Source organism: Plantibacter sp. T3, assembly GCF_902506515.1.
Lineage (GTDB): Bacteria > Actinomycetota > Actinomycetes > Actinomycetales > Microbacteriaceae > Plantibacter > Plantibacter auratus.
The window spans coordinates 2,470,709-2,488,249 of record NZ_LR733286.1; the positions used below are offsets into that span (position 1 = coordinate 2,470,709).

14 protein-coding genes are annotated in these 17,541 nt (G+C 69.4%); 10 read left to right on the forward strand and 4 right to left on the reverse strand.

Features of this window, described 5'->3' with window-relative positions; all coding sequences use genetic code 11:
- Window positions 1-9: 9 nt before the first annotated feature.
- Window positions 10-1,179 carry a hypothetical protein gene (locus tag GV015_RS11845; RefSeq protein WP_159878504.1) on the reverse strand — a complete coding sequence of 390 codons (1,170 nt, stop codon included), beginning with the start codon at window positions 1,177-1,179 and terminating at the stop codon, window positions 10-12.
- Between the two features lie 116 nt (window positions 1,180-1,295).
- Here GV015_RS11845 and GV015_RS11850 point away from each other — a divergent pair, with 116 nt between their 5' ends.
- Window positions 1,296-2,468 (forward strand): glycoside hydrolase family 3 N-terminal domain-containing protein, encoded by a 1,173-nt coding sequence (locus tag GV015_RS11850; RefSeq protein WP_236555429.1) that lies wholly within the window; start codon window positions 1,296-1,298, stop codon window positions 2,466-2,468.
- A gap of 105 nt (window positions 2,469-2,573) precedes the next feature.
- Complete coding sequence (locus GV015_RS11855; protein WP_079705738.1) at window positions 2,574-3,128, forward strand: YceI family protein; 555 nt, start codon at window positions 2,574-2,576, stop codon at window positions 3,126-3,128.
- A 61-nt stretch (window positions 3,129-3,189) separates the two neighbouring features.
- Here the strand turns inward: GV015_RS11855 and GV015_RS11860 are convergent, their stop codons facing one another.
- From GV015_RS11860 to GV015_RS11870, 3 genes are all read right to left on the reverse strand, one after another.
- On the reverse strand, window positions 3,190-4,230 hold the full coding sequence (locus GV015_RS11860) for an aromatic acid exporter family protein (RefSeq protein WP_079705739.1): 1,041 nt from the start codon (window positions 4,228-4,230) through the stop codon (window positions 3,190-3,192).
- Between the two features lie 8 nt (window positions 4,231-4,238).
- Window positions 4,239-5,204 carry an App1 family protein gene (locus tag GV015_RS11865; protein ID WP_079706285.1) on the reverse strand — a complete coding sequence of 322 codons (966 nt, stop codon included), beginning with the start codon at window positions 5,202-5,204 and terminating at the stop codon, window positions 4,239-4,241.
- Window positions 5,205-5,337: 133 nt separating this feature from the next.
- Entirely contained in the window at window positions 5,338-6,018 is a 681-nt protein-coding gene (locus tag GV015_RS11870) for a DedA family protein (protein ID WP_137241811.1), read from the reverse strand.
- A 201-nt stretch (window positions 6,019-6,219) separates the two neighbouring features.
- On the opposite strand from GV015_RS11870, the gene GV015_RS11875 reads away from it, so the two are divergent.
- The 8 genes from GV015_RS11875 to GV015_RS11910 all read left to right on the forward strand — a co-directional run bounded on the left by GV015_RS11875 (window position 6,220) and on the right by GV015_RS11910 (window position 17,504).
- Window positions 6,220-7,641: a cytochrome ubiquinol oxidase subunit I gene (locus GV015_RS11875; protein ID WP_079003899.1), complete on the forward strand. Its 1,422-nt coding sequence runs from the start codon at window positions 6,220-6,222 to the stop codon at window positions 7,639-7,641.
- Between the two features lie 9 nt (window positions 7,642-7,650).
- The gene (gene cydB / locus GV015_RS11880; RefSeq protein ID WP_159878506.1) at window positions 7,651-8,655 is read left to right on the forward strand and encodes a cytochrome d ubiquinol oxidase subunit II; all 1,005 of its coding nucleotides are present in this window, start codon (window positions 7,651-7,653) and stop codon (window positions 8,653-8,655) included.
- 9 nt (window positions 8,656-8,664) lie between these two features.
- Window positions 8,665-10,371: a thiol reductant ABC exporter subunit CydD gene (gene cydD, locus GV015_RS11885; protein WP_159878508.1), complete on the forward strand. Its 1,707-nt coding sequence runs from the start codon at window positions 8,665-8,667 to the stop codon at window positions 10,369-10,371.
- Window positions 10,364-12,034 carry a thiol reductant ABC exporter subunit CydC gene (cydC, locus tag GV015_RS11890; protein WP_159878510.1) on the forward strand — a complete coding sequence of 557 codons (1,671 nt, stop codon included), beginning with the start codon at window positions 10,364-10,366 and terminating at the stop codon, window positions 12,032-12,034. Before cydD ends, cydC begins: the two co-directional genes overlap by 8 nt.
- The gene (locus GV015_RS11895; protein WP_159878512.1) at window positions 12,034-13,386 is read left to right on the forward strand and encodes an anthranilate synthase component I family protein; all 1,353 of its coding nucleotides are present in this window, start codon (window positions 12,034-12,036) and stop codon (window positions 13,384-13,386) included. Before cydC ends, GV015_RS11895 begins: the two co-directional genes overlap by 1 nt.
- 116 nt (window positions 13,387-13,502) lie before the next feature.
- On the forward strand, window positions 13,503-16,064 hold the full coding sequence (gene leuS / locus GV015_RS11900; protein ID WP_201299384.1) for a leucine--tRNA ligase: 2,562 nt from the start codon (window positions 13,503-13,505) through the stop codon (window positions 16,062-16,064).
- Between the two features lie 153 nt (window positions 16,065-16,217).
- Window positions 16,218-16,637, forward strand: coding sequence for a hypothetical protein (locus GV015_RS11905; protein ID WP_159878516.1), 420 nt, complete (start codon window positions 16,218-16,220; stop codon window positions 16,635-16,637).
- 165 nt (window positions 16,638-16,802) lie between these two features.
- On the forward strand, window positions 16,803-17,504 hold the full coding sequence (locus tag GV015_RS11910) for a helix-hairpin-helix domain-containing protein (RefSeq protein ID WP_236555430.1): 702 nt from the start codon (window positions 16,803-16,805) through the stop codon (window positions 17,502-17,504).
- Window positions 17,505-17,541: the final 37 nt, after the last annotated feature.

Genomic DNA, 17,541 nt, shown 5'->3' on the forward strand with positions numbered 1-17,541 from the left:
GACGGGGCGTCAGTACCAGTTGGTCGCTTCCGAGTGCGCCCACGCGCCGCAGGGGGAGCCGTACCGGCTGTCGATGTAGTTCAGGCCCCAGTTGATCTGCGTCGCCGCATTGGTGCGCCAGTCGTCGCCGGAGCTGGCCATCTTGCTCCCGGGCAGGGACTGTGGGATGCCGTAGGCGCCGCTGGACTCGTTGTAGGCGTTGACGCGCCAGCTCGACTCCCGGGTCCAGAGCTGCAGCAGGCACTGGAATTCTCCGCTGCCCCAGCCGTAGGCGCCGATCGCGGACTGCGCGTACGCCTTCGCGCCGGCCGGGTCGGCTGCGAGGTCCGGCGGCGGGGCGCTCGTGGATCCCTCGCCACCGGACGCCTCGTTGCGTCGCTGCTCTTCTGCGGCGATCGCCTCCTGGCTCTGCGCGTAGGCCTGTTCGACCGCCGCGGTGGTGTTCTTGAGGACGGCGAGCTGCTGGTACAACCGGTCGCGGTTGGCCTGCTGCTCGGCGACCGCCGCATCGGCGGCGTCGCTCGCGGACTGCGCCGTCTCGTAGCTGGCGTCCGCCGCCTCAGAGAGTCGCTGACGTTCGGTCTCGGCCGCAGTCGCCTGCTCGGCGAGCGCGGTCGCCGTGTTGCTCGCGGCGGTCGCGGACGCGAGGTCTTGAGCCGAGGTCTCGCTCAGCTTGCTGATCGCGCTGAGCTTGGAGAGGAGGTCGTCGTCGGCCGCGCCGGAGAGGACGAGGGAGAGCGTCGGGTCGACACCGCCGGTGCGGGTCATCTGGGCGATGACCGCTCCGGCCTGACGCTTGCTCGACGCCGCTGCCGAAGCTGCTGCGGTCGCCTGCGCACTGATCGTGTCGGCGACGGCGGCCTGCGCGTCGAACGCCGCCTTGGCCTCACCTGCCGCCGCCCCCTGGCGGACGGCTTCGTCGCCGAGCCGGGCGGATTCGTCGCGCAGTCCGTCGAGGAGGGACACGATCCGGTCGGCTTCGGCCTGCGCGGTCGATTCGTTCGCCTTGGCCGCCTGGACGTCGTCCCAGCTCGGGTAGTCGGCGGTCCGGAACGAGGTGGGGGTCACGGCGGCCGCCGGGCTTGCGACCGACACCGCGATGACGAGCGCGGCGCCGAGGGCGGCGGCTCGCGAGACACCCCTCGAGCGGGGCGAGAGAGCTGTCAGCGGCTTGCGCATGCGTCCATCCTGGCGGTCACCCACGCAAGTGTAGCCGCCGATGTCACATTCGTCACTCCTGCCACACCAGGAGCGACGCCCAGCCTGCGTGGAAGATCCCAGCCTAGAGTGGGCCGGTGCAGCTGGGACGACGAGGGTTTCTCGCAATCGGCGCCTCGATGGCGGCGGGTGCCGTCCTCGGCCTGTCCGGGTGCACGGGGCCCGGATCCCCGAAGCCGTCGAGCCGCCCCACCAGCACGACTCCGGCTGTCGCCGACCAGCGTGCGGCCGCCGAACTCGCCGCGATGACCCTCGAGCAGCGGATCGCATCCATGTTGATGCTCCATGCCCCGGGCACCGACCCGGGCACGCTCCGGGCGTTCGTCGAGCGGTATCAGCCGGGCGGGTTCATCATCATGGGCGACAACGTGCCGGGTCTCGCGGGGCTGCCCGCGGTGACGAGCGCCCTCAGCCCCGACCCGACCATGCCGCTGCTCATCGGCATCGACCAGGAGGGCGGCGATGTCCGGCGCATCGACGAGGACGTCTTCGCCGCTGCCGACACCCTGAAGTCGCAACCGGCCGCTGCGAGCGAGGAGGCGTTCCGCCAACGCGCTGTGATGCTCGCCGGTGCCGGCTGCACCGTGAACTTCGGCATCGTCGCGGACGAGACCGCCGATCCGAGCTCCTTCATCTACGACCGTGCCCTCGGGACGACGCCGGACGCCTCGGCGGAGCGGGTTGCCGCGGCCGTCCGTGGTGAGCGGGGTGCGGTGCTCAGCACGCTGAAGCACTTCCCCGGCCATGGCCAGGCGCCGGGAGACTCGCACTCGACGGTCCCGACGACCGCCATCGGTGCCGCGGACTGGGCTGCGACCGATGCCCTGCCGTTCGTCGCCGGTATCGACGCCGGGGCCGAGGTCGTGATGTTCGGCCATCTGGTCTACTCGGCGGTCGACGCCGTACCGGCGACGCTGTCGGCGGCCTGGCACGAGCGCCTCCGGAACGACCTCGGCTTCACCGGTGTCACGATCACCGACGACATGCTCATGCTGCAGCACACGGGTCTGCCGGAGTACCAGAACCCCTCGGAGAACGCGATCCGCGCCGTGGCCGCCGGCAACACGATGCTGCTCTACGTCCTCGGGGCGGAGCCGTCGTCGACCGGTGTCGATCCGGCCGTGCTCGTCGCCGACATCGCCGCCGCGGTCAGGTCCGGGAGGATTCCGGAGTCGACGGTCGCCGATGCGGCGCACCGACTGCTGCGCGTCCGGCTCGGCCTGCCGTCGCTCCGGCCGATGTCGCGCTGATGTCGGTGAGGAGAATTTCTCGGGGATGCGGGAATAGCTCCCAGGTCCGTGCGTTTGAATAGAACGTGGCGCGAGCGCGCCGCACATCGACGCAAGGAGTACCGCATGACCGACACCCTGACGATTCCCGGCTACAAGGTTGGCACCTGGGAGGTCGACGCCACGCACAGCGAGGTCGGCTTCAGCATCCGCCACATCATGGTCTCGAAGGTCAAGGGCAAGTTCGAGCGCTTCAACGCGACGTTCGTCACGCCGGAGAACCCCCTCGAGACGAAGATCACCGCGTCCGCCGAGGTCGCATCGATCAACACGAACCAGGCCGACCGCGACGGTCACCTCCGCACCGGCGACTTCTTCGACGCCGAGACCTACCCGACGATCGACTTCGTCTCGACCGGCGCCCGCGCCAAGGGCGACGACTTCCTGGTGGACGGCGACCTCACGATCAAGGGCGTGACCAAGCCCGTCACCTTCACCGTCGAGTTCGGCGGCTTCGCGACCGACCCCTACGGCAACTACAAGTTCGGCGCCACGGCGACCACCAAGATCAACCGCGAGGACTTCGGCCTCACCTACAACGCGGCGCTCGAGACCGGCGGCGTGCTGCTCGGCAACGACGTCACGATCACCATCGAACTGCAGGCCGCGCACCAGGCGTAGCCCAGGACGTCGAAGGGCCGGTGGAGCATCGCTCCACCGGCCCTTCGTGTATCCGGCCGGCTCAGGTCGGCTCGCCGACGATCTCGTCGCGCACGCGACGGAGGTCCTCCATGAGTGATCCGATGAGGATCCAGTGCTGGGGGTGCGGGCGGGCGATCACGAGGGGAGCGGTCAGCGCCGGGATCTCCGCGGTCTCGGTCGGCGGCTCGTCGGACGCGGCACGACCGTTCACCAGCAGCCTGAGATCGTGGGCCGCCCGCGTCAGTTCGACGGCGATGTCCGCCACCGTCGGCTCCTCATGCAGGGTCGGGTCGTCGTGATCGTGCACCGAGCGCGCCATGCCCAGCGTCCTCGTGACGACCGGCTCCAGTCGACGCAGCAGCAGGCGCTGACGGTCGAGCTCGTCACGGTGCCTCGATCGACGAGGGTTGAGCAGCAGGCTGTCATCACCTTCCTTCACCGCGGCGATCGCCCGGTCTCGCAGGGGCTTCAACGCCCGGGCCTCCTGGAGCAGCGCCACGAGCTCCGCGTCCGAGTTCGCACGCGTGAGTGAGGTGGCGAGATGGTCCAGGGTGTCGGCGCACGCGAGCGCGAGGGTGGTCACCGCCTCCTTCGCGGGAGCGAGGAGGACCGGTGCGACGAGGACGACGTTGACGAGGAGTCCGATGCCTGCGCCGAGCACGGTCTCGACGATCCGCGCGACCGCGTAGTCCGGGGTCGCAGCGCCGATCGACAGCACCAGCATCGCGCTGATCGGGATCTGGTTGGCGGATCCGGGCCCGAGGCGGAGGACCCATCCGAGCAGGATGGAGATGACGATGGCCAGGAGCACGATCCAGGCGGAGTGTCCGAAGACGATCCCGATGGCCGTCGCGAGGATGACGCCCGTGATGACCCCGAGGCTGCGCTCGAGCGCCTTCCCGAACGACTGGTTGACGCTCGGCTGCACCACGAGGATCGCCGCGATGGCGGCGAAGACCGGGAGCTGGCCCGGGATGATCGTGATCGCGACGATCCAGGACGCGACGGCGGCCAGCGCCGTCTTCAGCACCTGGAGCAGGGGCAGCCGCGATCTGATGCGCAGGACGGGGACGACGGACATCGGTGCCGTCAGAGCTTGTCGTGGAGCTGGTCGAGCAGTTCTGCGCCGTTCCCGGCGTAGACCCAGGGGGCGCCCTCGTGCTGGGCACCGACCTTCGAGCGCCCACCGGCGAGGACCGCCTCACCGGGGGAGAGCTGACGGATCGCCACGGCGGCGACGCGGTCGGGGTGGCGTTCCTCGAAGCTCCGGTAGAGGGCTTCGTCGTGCTGTCCGTCGTCGCCGACGAGCAGCCACCGCAGACGCGGGAAGTCCTCGGCGAACCGGTCGAGGTTGTTGCGCTTGTGCTCGCGACCGCTGCGGAAGAAGCGGTCGTGCGTCGGACCCCAGTCGGTGAGGAGGAGGGCGCCGGCGGGGTAGAGGTTGCGCGAGAGGAACCGGGTCAGCGTCGGGGCGACGTTCCAGGCGCCGGTGGAGAGGTAGATGATCGGGGAGCCCGGGTGTTCGCGGGCCGTGCGCTCGAGGAACACCGCCATGCCGGGCACCGGTGTCCTGGCGTGCTCGTCGAGGACGAAGGTGTTCCAGGCCGCGACGAGTGGGCGGGGGAGCGCCGTCACCATCACCGTGTCGTCGATGTCGGACACGATGCCGAACTCGATGTCGTCGGCGACGATGAAGACCGGCGCTTCGACCGGGTCGCTGCCCTCCGAACTCAGGCGGAGGGTGTGCCAGCCGGGGGTGAGTGACACCTGGACCACCGCGTCGACCACTCCGCCTCGGTCGCCCGTGACCGTGTGACGCTGTCCGTCGACCTCCACCTCGACCGTCGGGTCGGCGATGCTCAGCGCGAAGAAGCTCTTCCAGCCGCGAACCTTCTGCTGCGGTTGGACGGTGGTCTTGCCCGGTTCAGCCAGGACGACCCTGGCCAGGACACGGATCCAGGACGTCGATCCGTAGCCGGTGAAGGGGATGACCGCCGCCTCGCGTCCGTGCCGCCTCGCACGACGCTGGCGGCGCAACTGGACGGCGTCCTCCATCCGTGCGGCGAAGTGCCGGATCTGCTCGGCGGCGTCGGAGGAGGCCGTTGGACGATCGTCGGATGCCTTCACGCGTTCAGTCTGTCATGCCGGTGCGTCCGGCCCGCCGTCTCGCGGCGATGACGGTCGTCTGCTACTGGGGCGTCGAGCCGTCGTCGGGTGGTGTCGCGTCCTCCTGGGCCAGCATGTGTCGCTCCTCGCTCCGCTGGAGGAGTCGCTTCACGACGAGGACCACGACGGCGAAGACGACGATGATGCCGACGAAGACGTAGCCCGCCCAGTGGAGGCGGTCCGACAGCTCGCGATAGCTGCCCGCGGCCAGTGCGCCGACGGAGACGTAGGCCGAGGACCAGATGACGCAGGCGGGCAGCGTCCAGGAGATGAAGCGTCGGTAGCTCATCGTGCTCATCCCGACAGTGAGGGGGATGAGTGAGTGCAGGACCGGGAGGAATCGCGAAATGAAGACGGCGATGCCGCCCCGCCGGTCGAGATAGCGCTCAGCACGGGCCCAGTGCCGCTCGCCGATGCGGCGGCCGAGTCTGCTGGCACGGATGCGCGGGCCGAACCAGCGGCCGAGCGCGAACCCGACGGACTCGCCGATGAGCGCTCCGGTGATGACGACGAGGATCATCGAGATCCACTGGACGGGTCCGACGACGGCGGTGCTGGCGACGATGACGACCGTGTCGCCCGGGACGACGAGGCCGACGAGGACCGAGGTCTCGAGCATTATGCCGACGCCGGCGAGGATCGTGCGCGTCACGGGGTCGACGCTCTGCACCAGGTCGAGGAGCCAGCCGAGCACGTCGTTCACGGATCGAAGCCTAGTGCGGCAGGTGTGGGACGGGCTCCGAAACCCCTGTTAGGACACCCTTGGATGTGTGGTCTGACCACAGGCGCGAATTCGGGTACGATTGGTGTCGACGACATGGATCGAAGCCACGGGGATGACCACCCCGATCGGGCCGCACCTGCGCCGCCTTCCCTGGATGCCGCGAAAAATGGAGTGTTCATCGTGAACGACCTACTCGACCCGCTACTGCTGTCCCGCTGGCAGTTCGGCCTCACCACCGTCTACCACTTCATCTTCGTGCCGCTGACCATCGGCATGGCCGTGACGGTCGCCGGGTTCCAGACCGCCTGGGTCCGGACCGGCAAGCTGCACTACCTGCAGCTCACGCGGTTCTTCGGGAAGATCTTCCTCATCAACTTCGCCATGGGCGTCGTGACGGGCATCGTCCAGGAGTTCCAGTTCGGCATGAACTGGTCCACCTACTCCAGGTTCGTCGGCGACGTCTTCGGCGCACCGCTGGCACTCGAGGGCCTGCTCGCGTTCTTCCTCGAGGCGACGTTCATCGGACTCTGGATCTTCGGCTGGGACAAGCTGTCACCGAAGCTCCACCTCGCCACCATCTGGATCGTGGCACTCGGCACCGTGCTGTCGGCCTACTTCATCATCGCGGCGAACGCCTTCATGCAGAACCCGGTCGCCTTTCGGATCAACGAGGAGCGAGGCCGCGCCGAGCTCACGAACATCTGGGAGCTGCTGACCAACAAGGTCGCCCTGGCCGCCTTCCCGCACACGATCTTCGCGTGCTTCATGGTCTCCGCAGCCGTCATCATCACCGCTGCGGCCTGGCACCTCGCCCGGGGCCAGCACGTCGAGGCGATGCGCCCGGCGCTCAAGGTCGGTGCGTGGAGCATGCTCCTCGCGGGCGGTGCTACGATGCTCGCCGGCGACCAGCTCAGCCTCGCCATGGTCGAGACCCAGCCGATGAAGATGGCGGCTGCGGAGGCGATGTACAACACGGCGAGCGGTGCCGACGCCTCGTTCTCGATCTTCACCCTCGGCACACCCGACGGTGTCCACGAGCTCTTCTCGATCCGCATCCCGTACCTCCTGTCGTTCCTCTCGACCCACACCTTCGACGGCACGGTGGAGGGCATCAACGACCTGCAGGCGCAGTACACCCAGCTCTACGGTCCGGGCGACTACTCGCCCGTCATCTGGGTCACCTACTGGGCGTTCCGCTGGATGATCGGCCTCGGCCTCGCCTCGATGCTCGTCGCGGCAGCCGGTCTCTGGTTCACCCGCAAGGGCCGCGAGCCGAAGCGCTGGATGTGGCGCGTCGCGGTCTGGGCCGTCCCGATGCCGTTCCTCGCCATGACCATGGGCTGGGTCTTCACCGAGATGGGCCGCCAGCCGTGGATCGTCTTCAGCCTGTTGAAGACGGAGGACGCGGTCTCGCCGAACACCACCGGCCTCGATGTCCTGATCTCGTTGATCGCCTTCACCGTCGTCTACGGATCGCTGCTCGTCGTCGAGTTCGGTCTCCTGAAGAAGACGATCAAGGCCGGGCCCGACCCGATCGAGCTGTCCGAACCCGACGAGGACGGCGTGCAGAAGCCCGCCGCCCCCGCGACCACGGTCTACTAGGAGCACATCATGGACCTCACGATTCTCTGGTTCTGGATCATCGCCGCACTGTTCGTCGGCTACTTCGTCCTCGACGGCTTCGACTTCGGCGTCGGCATGACGATCCCCTTCCTCGGGAAGGACGAGACCGACCGCCGGATGCTCATCAACACCATCGGGCCGGTCTGGGACCTCAACGAGACCTGGCTGATCGTCGCCGGTGCGAGCCTCTTCGCCGCCTTCCCCGAGTGGTACGCGACCCTGTTCAGCGGCTTCTACCTCCCGCTGTTGTTCATCCTCCTCGCGCTCATCATCAGAGGGGTGTCGTTCGAGTACCGGCACCAGCGGCCGGAAGCCTCCTGGAAACGGCGCTTCGACCTCCTGATCATCGTGGGCTCGGCCCTGCCGGCCTTCCTCTGGGGCGTCGCCTTCGCGAACATCGTCCAGGGCGTCCCGCTCGATGCCGACCACAACTTCACCGGCACGCTCTTCACCCTGCTCAACCCGTACGGCATCCTCGGCGGTCTCACGACGCTCGTGCTCTTCTTCGCCCACGGAGCCGTGTTCGCCTCGCTGAAGACCGAGGGCGACATCCGCGAGCGCGCCCGCCGCCTCGCGAGCCGCGCCGGGCTCGTCGCCATCCTGCTCGCCGCGTCGTTCCTCGGCTGGACCGTCCTGGCGCACTTCTCGCTCCCGGTGTTGATCCTCGCGGCCATCGCAGCGGTCTCGCTCATCAGCGCCTGGTTCGCGAACAGCCGTGGGCTGGAAGGTCGTGCGTTCGCGCTCATGGCCGTGACCGTCGCGGCGGCCGTGCTCACCCTGTTCACCGCGCTCTTCCCAGCGGTGATGCCGGCGAGCAACGACCCGGCGAACAGCCTGACGATCGCGAACGCCTCCTCGACGGAGTACACCCTCACGGTGATGTCGTGGACCGCCCTGATCTTCCTGCCGCTGATCCTCGCCTACCAGGGATGGACGTACTGGGTGTTCCGCAAGCGCATCACGCGGAAGCACATCGAAGCCGCCGCGCACTAACCTGTCATCGTGCGCCCCCTCGATCCGCGACTGCTCCGCTATGCCCGCGGAGCCCGGTCGGTCCTCGGACTCGGCGCGGTCATCGCGCTCGTCCAGACCGCCTGCACGCTCGGGTTCGCCTGGTTCGTGGCCCAGCTCGTGTCCCGGTCGATCGCGGGGGATCCGGTCGAGGAGCTCCTGCCGTCGCTCTGGCTGCTGATCGGCATCGTGGTGCTGCGTGCCGGGACCGTCCTGGCATCCGACTCGGTGAACGCCCGTGGCTCCGCGATCGTCCGCAGTCAGTTGCGGCGGGCCCTCGCGGGCGCGTTCGAGACGCTCGGGCCGGGTTGGGTCTCGCGTCGGAGCTCCGCGGCACTGACGACCGTGGCGGGCCGCGGGCTCGACGCCCTGGACGCGTACTTCGGTCGCTATGTCCCGCAGCTCATCCTCACGGCGATCGCCATGCCGATCATCGCTGCGGTGATCTTCTTCCAGGACCCGCTCAGCGGCATCACGGTGATCGTGACACTCCCGCTGATCCCCGTCTTCATGATCCTCATCGGATTCGCGACCCAGGCGGTGCAGCGGCGCCAGTGGGAGACCCTGGCCCATCTGTCGCGCGGGTTCCTCGAGCTCGTCGCGGGCATGGCGACCCTCAAGCTGTTCGGGCGGCAGCACCGGCAGGTGCAGCGGGTCCGAACCGTCACCGAGGAGTACCGCGTCGAGACCATGAAGGTCCTGCGGTTCTCGTTCGTGAGCGGCTTCGCCCTCGAACTGCTGTCGAGTCTCGCCGTCGCCGTGGTCGCGGTCGGCATCGGCCTCCGGCTCCTCGACGGCTCGCTCCTCCTCGGAACGGGGCTCTTCGTCCTGATCCTGGCCCCGGAGGCCTTCCTGCCACTGCGGAACGTCGGCGCGAACTACCACGCTGCCGCGGAGGGGGTCACCGCCGCCGACGAGGTCTTCGAGATCCTCGATGAGGCGAAGGCCGTCCGCGAAACCCCGTCCGTTCCTGATCAGCTCGGCGCACCGGCGACAGCAGGCGACTCCGTTCGCCGGACGTCTGGCCTGGTGCTCGACGGTCTCGGGGTGCAATACGACGAGCTGCGGGTGTTGGACGACCTCGACGCGACGTTCCCGGCCGGCGTGGTGACGGCTGTCGTCGGCGCCAGCGGAGCCGGGAAGACGAGCATGGCGTCGGCGATCCTCGGATTCGTGGACGCCACCGGATCGATCCTGCACGACGGAGGACGCATGTCGCCCACGCCTGGTGGACGACGCTGGCTGTCGTGGGCGCCGCAGCGTCCGGTCCTCATCGCGGGGACGGTCGGCAGCAACGTCGCGCTGGGCGATGACGCACCCGACGAGGTGCTCATCGTCGAGGCGTTGTCAGCACTCGGGCTGTCCGCGCTGCCACTCGGACACCCCATCGGCGCAGTCGGCGACGGCGTGAGCGGTGGACAGGCGCAACGGATCGCGATCGCGAGAGCCCTGTACCGGCTGCGGCGCACCCCGGCGGATGCCGGAACGCCGGTGCTGCTGCTCGACGAACCGAGCTCGGCGCTCGACGCCGCGTCCGAGGCTCTCGTCATCGACGCCGCGCGCGACGCCGCTCGGGCCGGGGCGGCCGTCATCGTCATCACCCATCGACCGTCGATCGCCGAACACGCGGATGCCGTGCTCGAGATCCGCCAGCGGTCGGAACGCGTCCAGGACGACGAGGTGATGCTCCATGGATGAGCGCGTCCGACAGATCATCCGACTGGCGCAGCCGCCGGCTCGCCGCTTCGTCCCTGGCCTCCTGGCCGGCATCCTCTCCGCGGGCGCCGCCGTCGCCCTCCTCGCTTCGAGCGCGTTCCTCATCACGAAGGCCGCCGAGCAGCCCTCGATCGTCGAGCTGGGTGTCGCCGTCGTCGGGGTGCGCGCGTTCGCTCTGGCCCGGGCGTCCTTCCGATACCTCGAACGCCTGCTGAGCCACGATGCTGCATTCCGTCAATTGGCGCAGCTGCGCGCCGGCATGATCGAACGCGTCATCCCGGTGGCTCCCGACGGACTGCAGCTGACCGGCCGGGGCGACCTCCTCACCCGCCTGGTGACCGATGTGGACGAGCTGCAGAACGTGCCGTTGCGGGTCGTCCAACCACTGGTGGTCTCGGGTGTCGTCGCCGGAGCCTCCGTCATCCTCACGACCGTGCTGCTCCCGGCCGCCGGGATCGCGCTCGCGGTCTGCCTCGTCGCGGCGTTCCTCGTCTCGTGGTTGCTCGTGAGTCGGGTGGCGGCGCGCGCCGAACGCGAACTCGCGCCGCTGCGCGGTGCGCTGTCGGAAGCCCTGCTCGAACTCGTGACCGGGCTCGACGTGCTGACCGCTTACGGCGCGGTCGACGCCGCGCGGGCACGGATCGAACATGCCGACGCGGCACTCACGCGCGCGATGGTGCGGCGGGCCGCGGGCGCCGGGGTTGCCGGCGCCGTCCTGTCCCTGGCTTCCGGGGCGTCCGTCGTCGCGGCGCTGTGGGCAGGCATGCCGGCGCTGGGAACGATCGGCGGCCCCGCGCTCACCGTGATCGTCCTCGTCCCGCTCGCCGTGTTCGAGGTCTGCGCGATGGTGCCCCTCGCCTTCGGGGCTTGGCGGGAGGCGGTCGCGAGCGCCGAGCGCGTGGCGGACGCGGTCCCGAGCGATCGACCCGACGAGATCCCGGACGAGGACACCGGCAGCATCCTCACGCCGACCTTCGACGGCGTCATGCTCGAGGCGGAGCACCTCAGCGCGCGGTGGCCCGGGAGTACGACGGCGGCGCTCGCACCGATCAGCTTCCGGCTGTCGGCCGGCGACCGGCTGCTCGTCGAAGGCGACAGCGGAGCCGGAAAGACCACCCTGGCGCACGCCCTCGTCCGCTTCCTCGAGTACGAGGGTGGGTACCGCGTCGGCGGCGTCGAGGCACGCGACCTCCGCCCGGACACGCTGCGCGAGTCGGTCGGGCTCGTCGAGCAGCGTCCGTTCCTCTTCGACGCCGACATCCGCCAGAACCTCCTCTTCGCCAGGGACACGGCCGACGACGCTGAACTCGAGGCCGTGCTGGAGCGGGTCGGGCTCTCGTCCTGGCTCGCTGAGCGCGGCGGACTCGACCGCCCGGTGGGGGAGCGCGGCGCGCTCGTCTCCGGAGGGCAGGCGCAACGCATCGCCCTCGCCCGTGCGCTCCTCCGCGAGTTCCCCGTGCTCGTGCTCGACGAGCCGACCGCCAACGTCGATCCCGAGCGCGCGACCGCCCTGCTCGAGGACCTGCTCGGTGTCGCGGGATCCGAGGGTCGTGCGGTCATCGTGATCTCCCACACGCCGGTCCCCGACAGCCTCGTGACCGGTCGCCTCCGGATCATCGCGCCGCCGATCGCGGCCGTCGGCTGATGCGATCCACCGGAGCACGCCGGCAGGTCGTCCTCCCTGCCTGGTCCGAGCCCGAGGACGTCTACCGACGCGTGTTCGCTGACGAACCCTGGGCGGCCTGGTTGGATTCGGGCCAGGGCTCCCGGACCGGCGTCAGTCTCATCGGACGCGGGACCGAACGCCTCGTCGCGGACGTCCGGCTCGGCACGGTGGAGCGCGTCAGCCAGGTGTCCGCCTCGGTCGACCGGATGACGATCCTCGACGCCCTCCGTACCGTGCGTGCGGACGCCGACCCGGGCGATTGGGTCGGGTGGTTCGGCTACGAGTCGGGGGCAGGGCTCGTCGGGGTTCCTGCACACGCGGCCGCCACCCCGGATGCGCTCTTCCTGCGCCTCGACGATCAGGTGCGGTTCGACCATGCGGCGCGGACGGTGACGATCTCGTCGGACGATCCCGACTGGATCGCGACGACCGTCGAGCGGCTCAGCACGGCGGCCGAGCCTCCTCCCGTGGCCGAGGCTGCCGGCGGGGTCTGCGCGCCCCGCCACAGCGACGCCGCATACGTGCGGCTCGTCGAGCGGTGCCAGGAACACATCACCCGTGGTGACGCCTACCAGTTGTGCTTGACGAACCTCCTGCGCGTCGACGGCGTCCACGACCCGCTCGCGACCTATCTGCGGCTGCGCAGGACGAGCCCCACGCACCACGGCGGCTTCCTCCGGCTCGGTCCGATCAGTCTCGCGAGCGCGTCGCCGGAGCAGTTCCTCGAGGTCTCGGCCGACGGCCGCGTCCGGACGAAGCCGATCAAGGGGACCCGGCCGAGAGGCGCCGATCCCGAGGAGGACGCCCGTCAGCGCGCCGATCTGCTCGCGAGTCCCAAGGAGCGCGCTGAGAACCTCATGATCGTCGATCTGATGCGGAACGACCTCTCCAGAGTCTGCGAGCTGGGTTCCGTGGCGGTGACGGCGCTCCACCACGTCGAGAGTTACCCGCAGGTGCACCAACTCGTCAGCACCGTCGAGGGACGGTTGCGCGCAGGGCTGGATGCACTCGACGTCGTCGAGGTCGCGTTCCCGGCCGGATCGATGACCGGGGCCCCGAAACGCCGGGCGATGGAGCTGCTGTACGACCTCGAAGCGGGGCCGCGCGGGGTGTACGCCGGTGCCTTCGGCCTGCTGTCCGCGGACGGATCGATGGACCTCGCCATGGTCATCCGCTCGATCGTGATCGATCCGCACGGTGCGTCGATCGGCACGGGTGGTGGCATCACGGCGCTGTCCGACGCCCGGGAGGAGCTCGAGGAGACGTGGACCAAGGCGGCGGCCCCGCTGGCGGCACTCGGCGTCGGACGTCCGCCTGCCGAATCCCGGTAGGCTTGACCGTTGGACGGAGCGCCGTCGTGCGCTCCAGCCCGTCCATCCTGCGGCCGAGCGCCGTGCGAGCAGCCCACGGGCTTCCACCCCCAGCACCTGCAGTGATTGAGAGTGACGTGTCAGACGAGCGCAACACCGACGACCGCCGAGACGGCGAGCGGTACGACTTCCAGGCGATCCAGGAGAAGTGGCTTCCCGTCTGGGACGAGCTGAAGCCCTTCGCAGCAGGCGACCCTGCCGACAAACGTCCGCGCAAGTACGTGCTCGACATGTTCCCGTACCCCTCGGGCGACCTGCACATGGGTCACGCCGAGGCGTTCGGCTTCGGCGACATCGTCGCGCGGTACTGGCGTCACCAGGGTTTCAACGTCCTGCACCCGATCGGCTGGGACTCGTTCGGTCTCCCCGCCGAGAACGCCGCCATCCAGCGCGGCGTCGACCCGCGCGAGTGGACCTACGCGAACATCGCGCAGCAGAAGGCCAGCTTCCGCCAGTACGGTCCCTCGTTCGACTGGGACCGCGAGCTCCACACGAGCGACCCCGAGTACTACCGGTGGAACCAGTGGCTGTTCCTCCAGCTGTTCGAGAAGGGCCTCGCGTACCGTAAGGCGAGCCCCGTCAACTGGTGCCCGAACGACCAGACCGTGCTCGCGAACGAGCAGGTCGTCGACGGACACTGCGAGCGCTGCGGCGCCGAGGTGACGAAGAAGAAGCTCACCCAGTGGTACTTCCGCATCACCGACTACGCCGACCGCCTGATCGACGACCTCAACCAGCTCGAGGGCACCTGGCCGGCCAAGGTCCTCAGCATGCAGCGGAACTGGATCGGTCGATCCAACGGCGCGGACGTCTCGTTCTCCATCGAGGGTCGTGCCGAGCCGGTCTCCGTGTACACGACCCGCCCCGACACGCTGTACGGCGTGACGTTCATGGTCGTGGCGCCCGACTCGGAGCTCGCAGCCGAGCTCGTCGCCGACACCTCCGACGACGTCAAGGGGCGCTTCCAGGCCTACCTCGACAGCGTCAAGGGTGAGAGCGAGATCGCGCGGCTCGCGACCGACCGCCAGAAGACCGGCGTCTTCCTCGAGCGCTACGCGATCAACCCGCTGAGTGGCGAGCGCCTGCCGATCTGGGCGGCCGACTACGTCCTGGCCGACTACGGTCACGGGGCGATCATGGCGGTCCCCGCGCACGACCAGCGCGACCTCGACTTCGCGCGGGCGTTCGACCTGCCCGTGCGCGTCGTGGTGGACACCACCCAGCCCGTCACCGGTGCCATCCCGATCATCGTCGACGGTGAGCTGCCGGAGGACCTCCCGTCGATCGATCCCGCCAAGACGGGTGTCGCGCTGACGGGCGACGGTCGCCTGACGAGCTCCGGCCCCTTCGACGGCCTGAGCAAGGCGAACGCGATCCCGAAGGTCACGGCTGCGCTCGCATCGAGCGGCCTCGGCGCGAAGACGAAGAACTACCGCCTCCGCGACTGGCTCATCTCGCGACAGCGCTACTGGGGCACGCCGATCCCGATCATCCACTGCGACGCCTGTGGTGAGGTGCCGGTCCCCGAGGACCAGCTCCCCGTGCGACTGCCGGACGCCGCGGGTCTCGACCTGCGTCCGAAGGGCATGAGCCCGCTCGCTGCGGCAGAGGACTGGATCAACGTGGACTGCCCGTCGTGCGGGAAGCCTGCGAAGCGCGACTCCGACACGATGGACACCTTCGTCGACAGCTCGTGGTACTTCCTCCGGTTCCTGAACCCGACCTCCGACGAGATCGCGTTCGACCCGAAGGAGGCCGACAAGTGGGCGCCGGTCGACCAGTACGTCGGCGGTGTCGAGCACGCGATCCTGCACCTGCTCTACTCGCGGTTCATCACGAAGGTCCTGTTCGACCTCGGCAAGGTCGGCTTCACCGAGCCCTTCAGCGCGCTCCTCAACCAGGGCATGGTCATCCTCGACGGTTCGAAGATGAGCAAGAGCAAGGGCAACCTGGTGGAGTTCGCCCAGGAGCTGCGGTCGTACGGCGCCGACGCCCTGCGCGTCACGATGGCGTTCGCCGGTCCTCCGGAGGACGACATCGACTGGGCGGACGTCTCGCCTGCCGGGTCGGCCAAGTTCCTGGCACGCGCCTGGCGGGTCGCGCACGACGTCACCAGCTCGCCCGACGTCGCCTGGAAGGACGGCGACGAGAAGCTGCGGAAGGTCACGCATCACTTCCTCGCGGAAGCTCCCGGGCTCATCGAGGGGGGCAAGTTCAACGTCGTCGTGGCACGGCTCATGGAGCTCGTCAACGCGACGCGGAAGGCGATCGACGCCGGGCCTGGCGCGGGCGACCCCGCCGTGCGCGAGTCCGCCGAGGTGACGGCCATGGCGCTCGACCTCTTCGCACCGTTCACCGCCGAGGACATGTGGGCCAAGCTCGGCTACCAGCCGTCGATCTCGCTGGTGCCGTGGCGGAAGGCCGACCGGTCGCTGCTGGTCGAGGACCAGGTGACCGCGGTGGTCCAGGTCGACGGCAAGGTCCGCGACCGGCTCGAGGTGTCGCCGAAGATCTCCGGCGAGGAGCTCGAGCAGCTCGCACGCGCGAGTGCGGCCGTGCAGCGTTCCGTGGGCGACCGCGAGATCGTTAACGTCGTGGTGCGTGCCCCGCGCGTGGTGAGCATCGCCACGAAGGGCTGATGCGGTTCGGGGCGGGCCCTGCGGCCCGTCCCGAACACGCGCGTAGCGCTCGGGCACGATCATCCGAGTCGGACTCCGTGTCCCATCCGACGGCAGGGTGTTCTCGGATCGCGTCCCGCCCGGTTGCCTGTGCTTCCTCGGTAGCATGACCGGGTGCCCGCTCTCGCCCCATCAGTCCGAACGCTCCGCGTCTTCCAGATCCTGTGGGTGATCGGCTTCCTGATCGGAACGACCACGCACACCGCGGATCTGATCCTCGGCGGGTTGGACGTCTACGGCGGCTTCCCGGCCGGCGTCCGGCTGTTCTGGGTGACGCTCACGGTCTTGGACCCCATCACCGCTGTGCTGATCATCCTTCGACGGCGCGCCGGCATCGTGCTCGGAATCACGGTGATCGTCGCCGACATCGCCGTGAACTGGACCGTCTTCGTTCTGCTCGGCGGACTCTCGTGGTTCGGCGTCATCAATCAGAGCCTGTTCGCGGTGCTCATCCTCGCCACGGCTCGCCCCTTGTGGATCTGGTTCGGGCGATCTTCGACACGAGAGCGGGCCGACGCGGGCAGAGCGGTCTGACCGCCCTCGGTCGGAAGACGACCGGTCAACGCCGAGGCGGTCGGCGAGCTGGCTGAATCCTGCATCCCAGGCGAACGCGCTCCACAGGGGCGGTCGCGGTGCGTTCGGTGCCCGCGGCGGCGGTGAGCGTGTGGTTCGGGGCGTCCGGGCTCGTAGCGTTCGAGGATGACCATCGAACCGGAACCCATGTCCCACCCGGTGCCGTCCAGTCGTTCGGCCACACGCCGCCTGCTGCGTGAGCTACCGCGCCCAGCGTTCCGTGCCGGGGCGGTCGTCGTGCTGGTGATCGCGGCCCTCGTCGTCGCCATCCTCGTCTCGTTGTTCACCTCAGGCGGGGCGGTCAGGACGATCGGTGGGGCGGAGCTGTCGGCGGATGCGAGCCCCGTTCCCGGCGCGACTCCCGGAGCGACCGCGCCCGCCGGCTCGGCGACGGGGGAGCTGTTCATCCATGTCCTCGGAGCGGTCGTGGCCCCTGGTGTCTACCGGCTGCCGGACGGATCACGTGCGTTCGACGCGGTAGCGTCCGCCGGCGGCCTCCTACCGGAAGCGGACACCAGTGCCGTGAACCTCGCACGGTTCGTGAACGACGGCGAGCAACTGTACGTCCCAGTGGTCGGCGAGGTGCCACCTGGTGGAGGCGCGAACGGGTCGGCTGCCGGGAGTCCCTCCGGCTCGCAGCTCGTCAACGTGAACACGGCATCCGCGGCCGAACTCACCGCACTCCCGCGGATCGGAGAGGCCCTGGCCGCACGCATCGTCGCCTGGCGGGAGGCGAACGGACCGTTCGCCACCCTCGACGACCTGAGCGCGGTCGAAGGCATCGGCGCGAAGACCCTCGAGGGGCTTCGCGCGGCGGCGACGGTGTGACCGCAGACGCGGCCACCGGACCGACATCCGGGCGAGG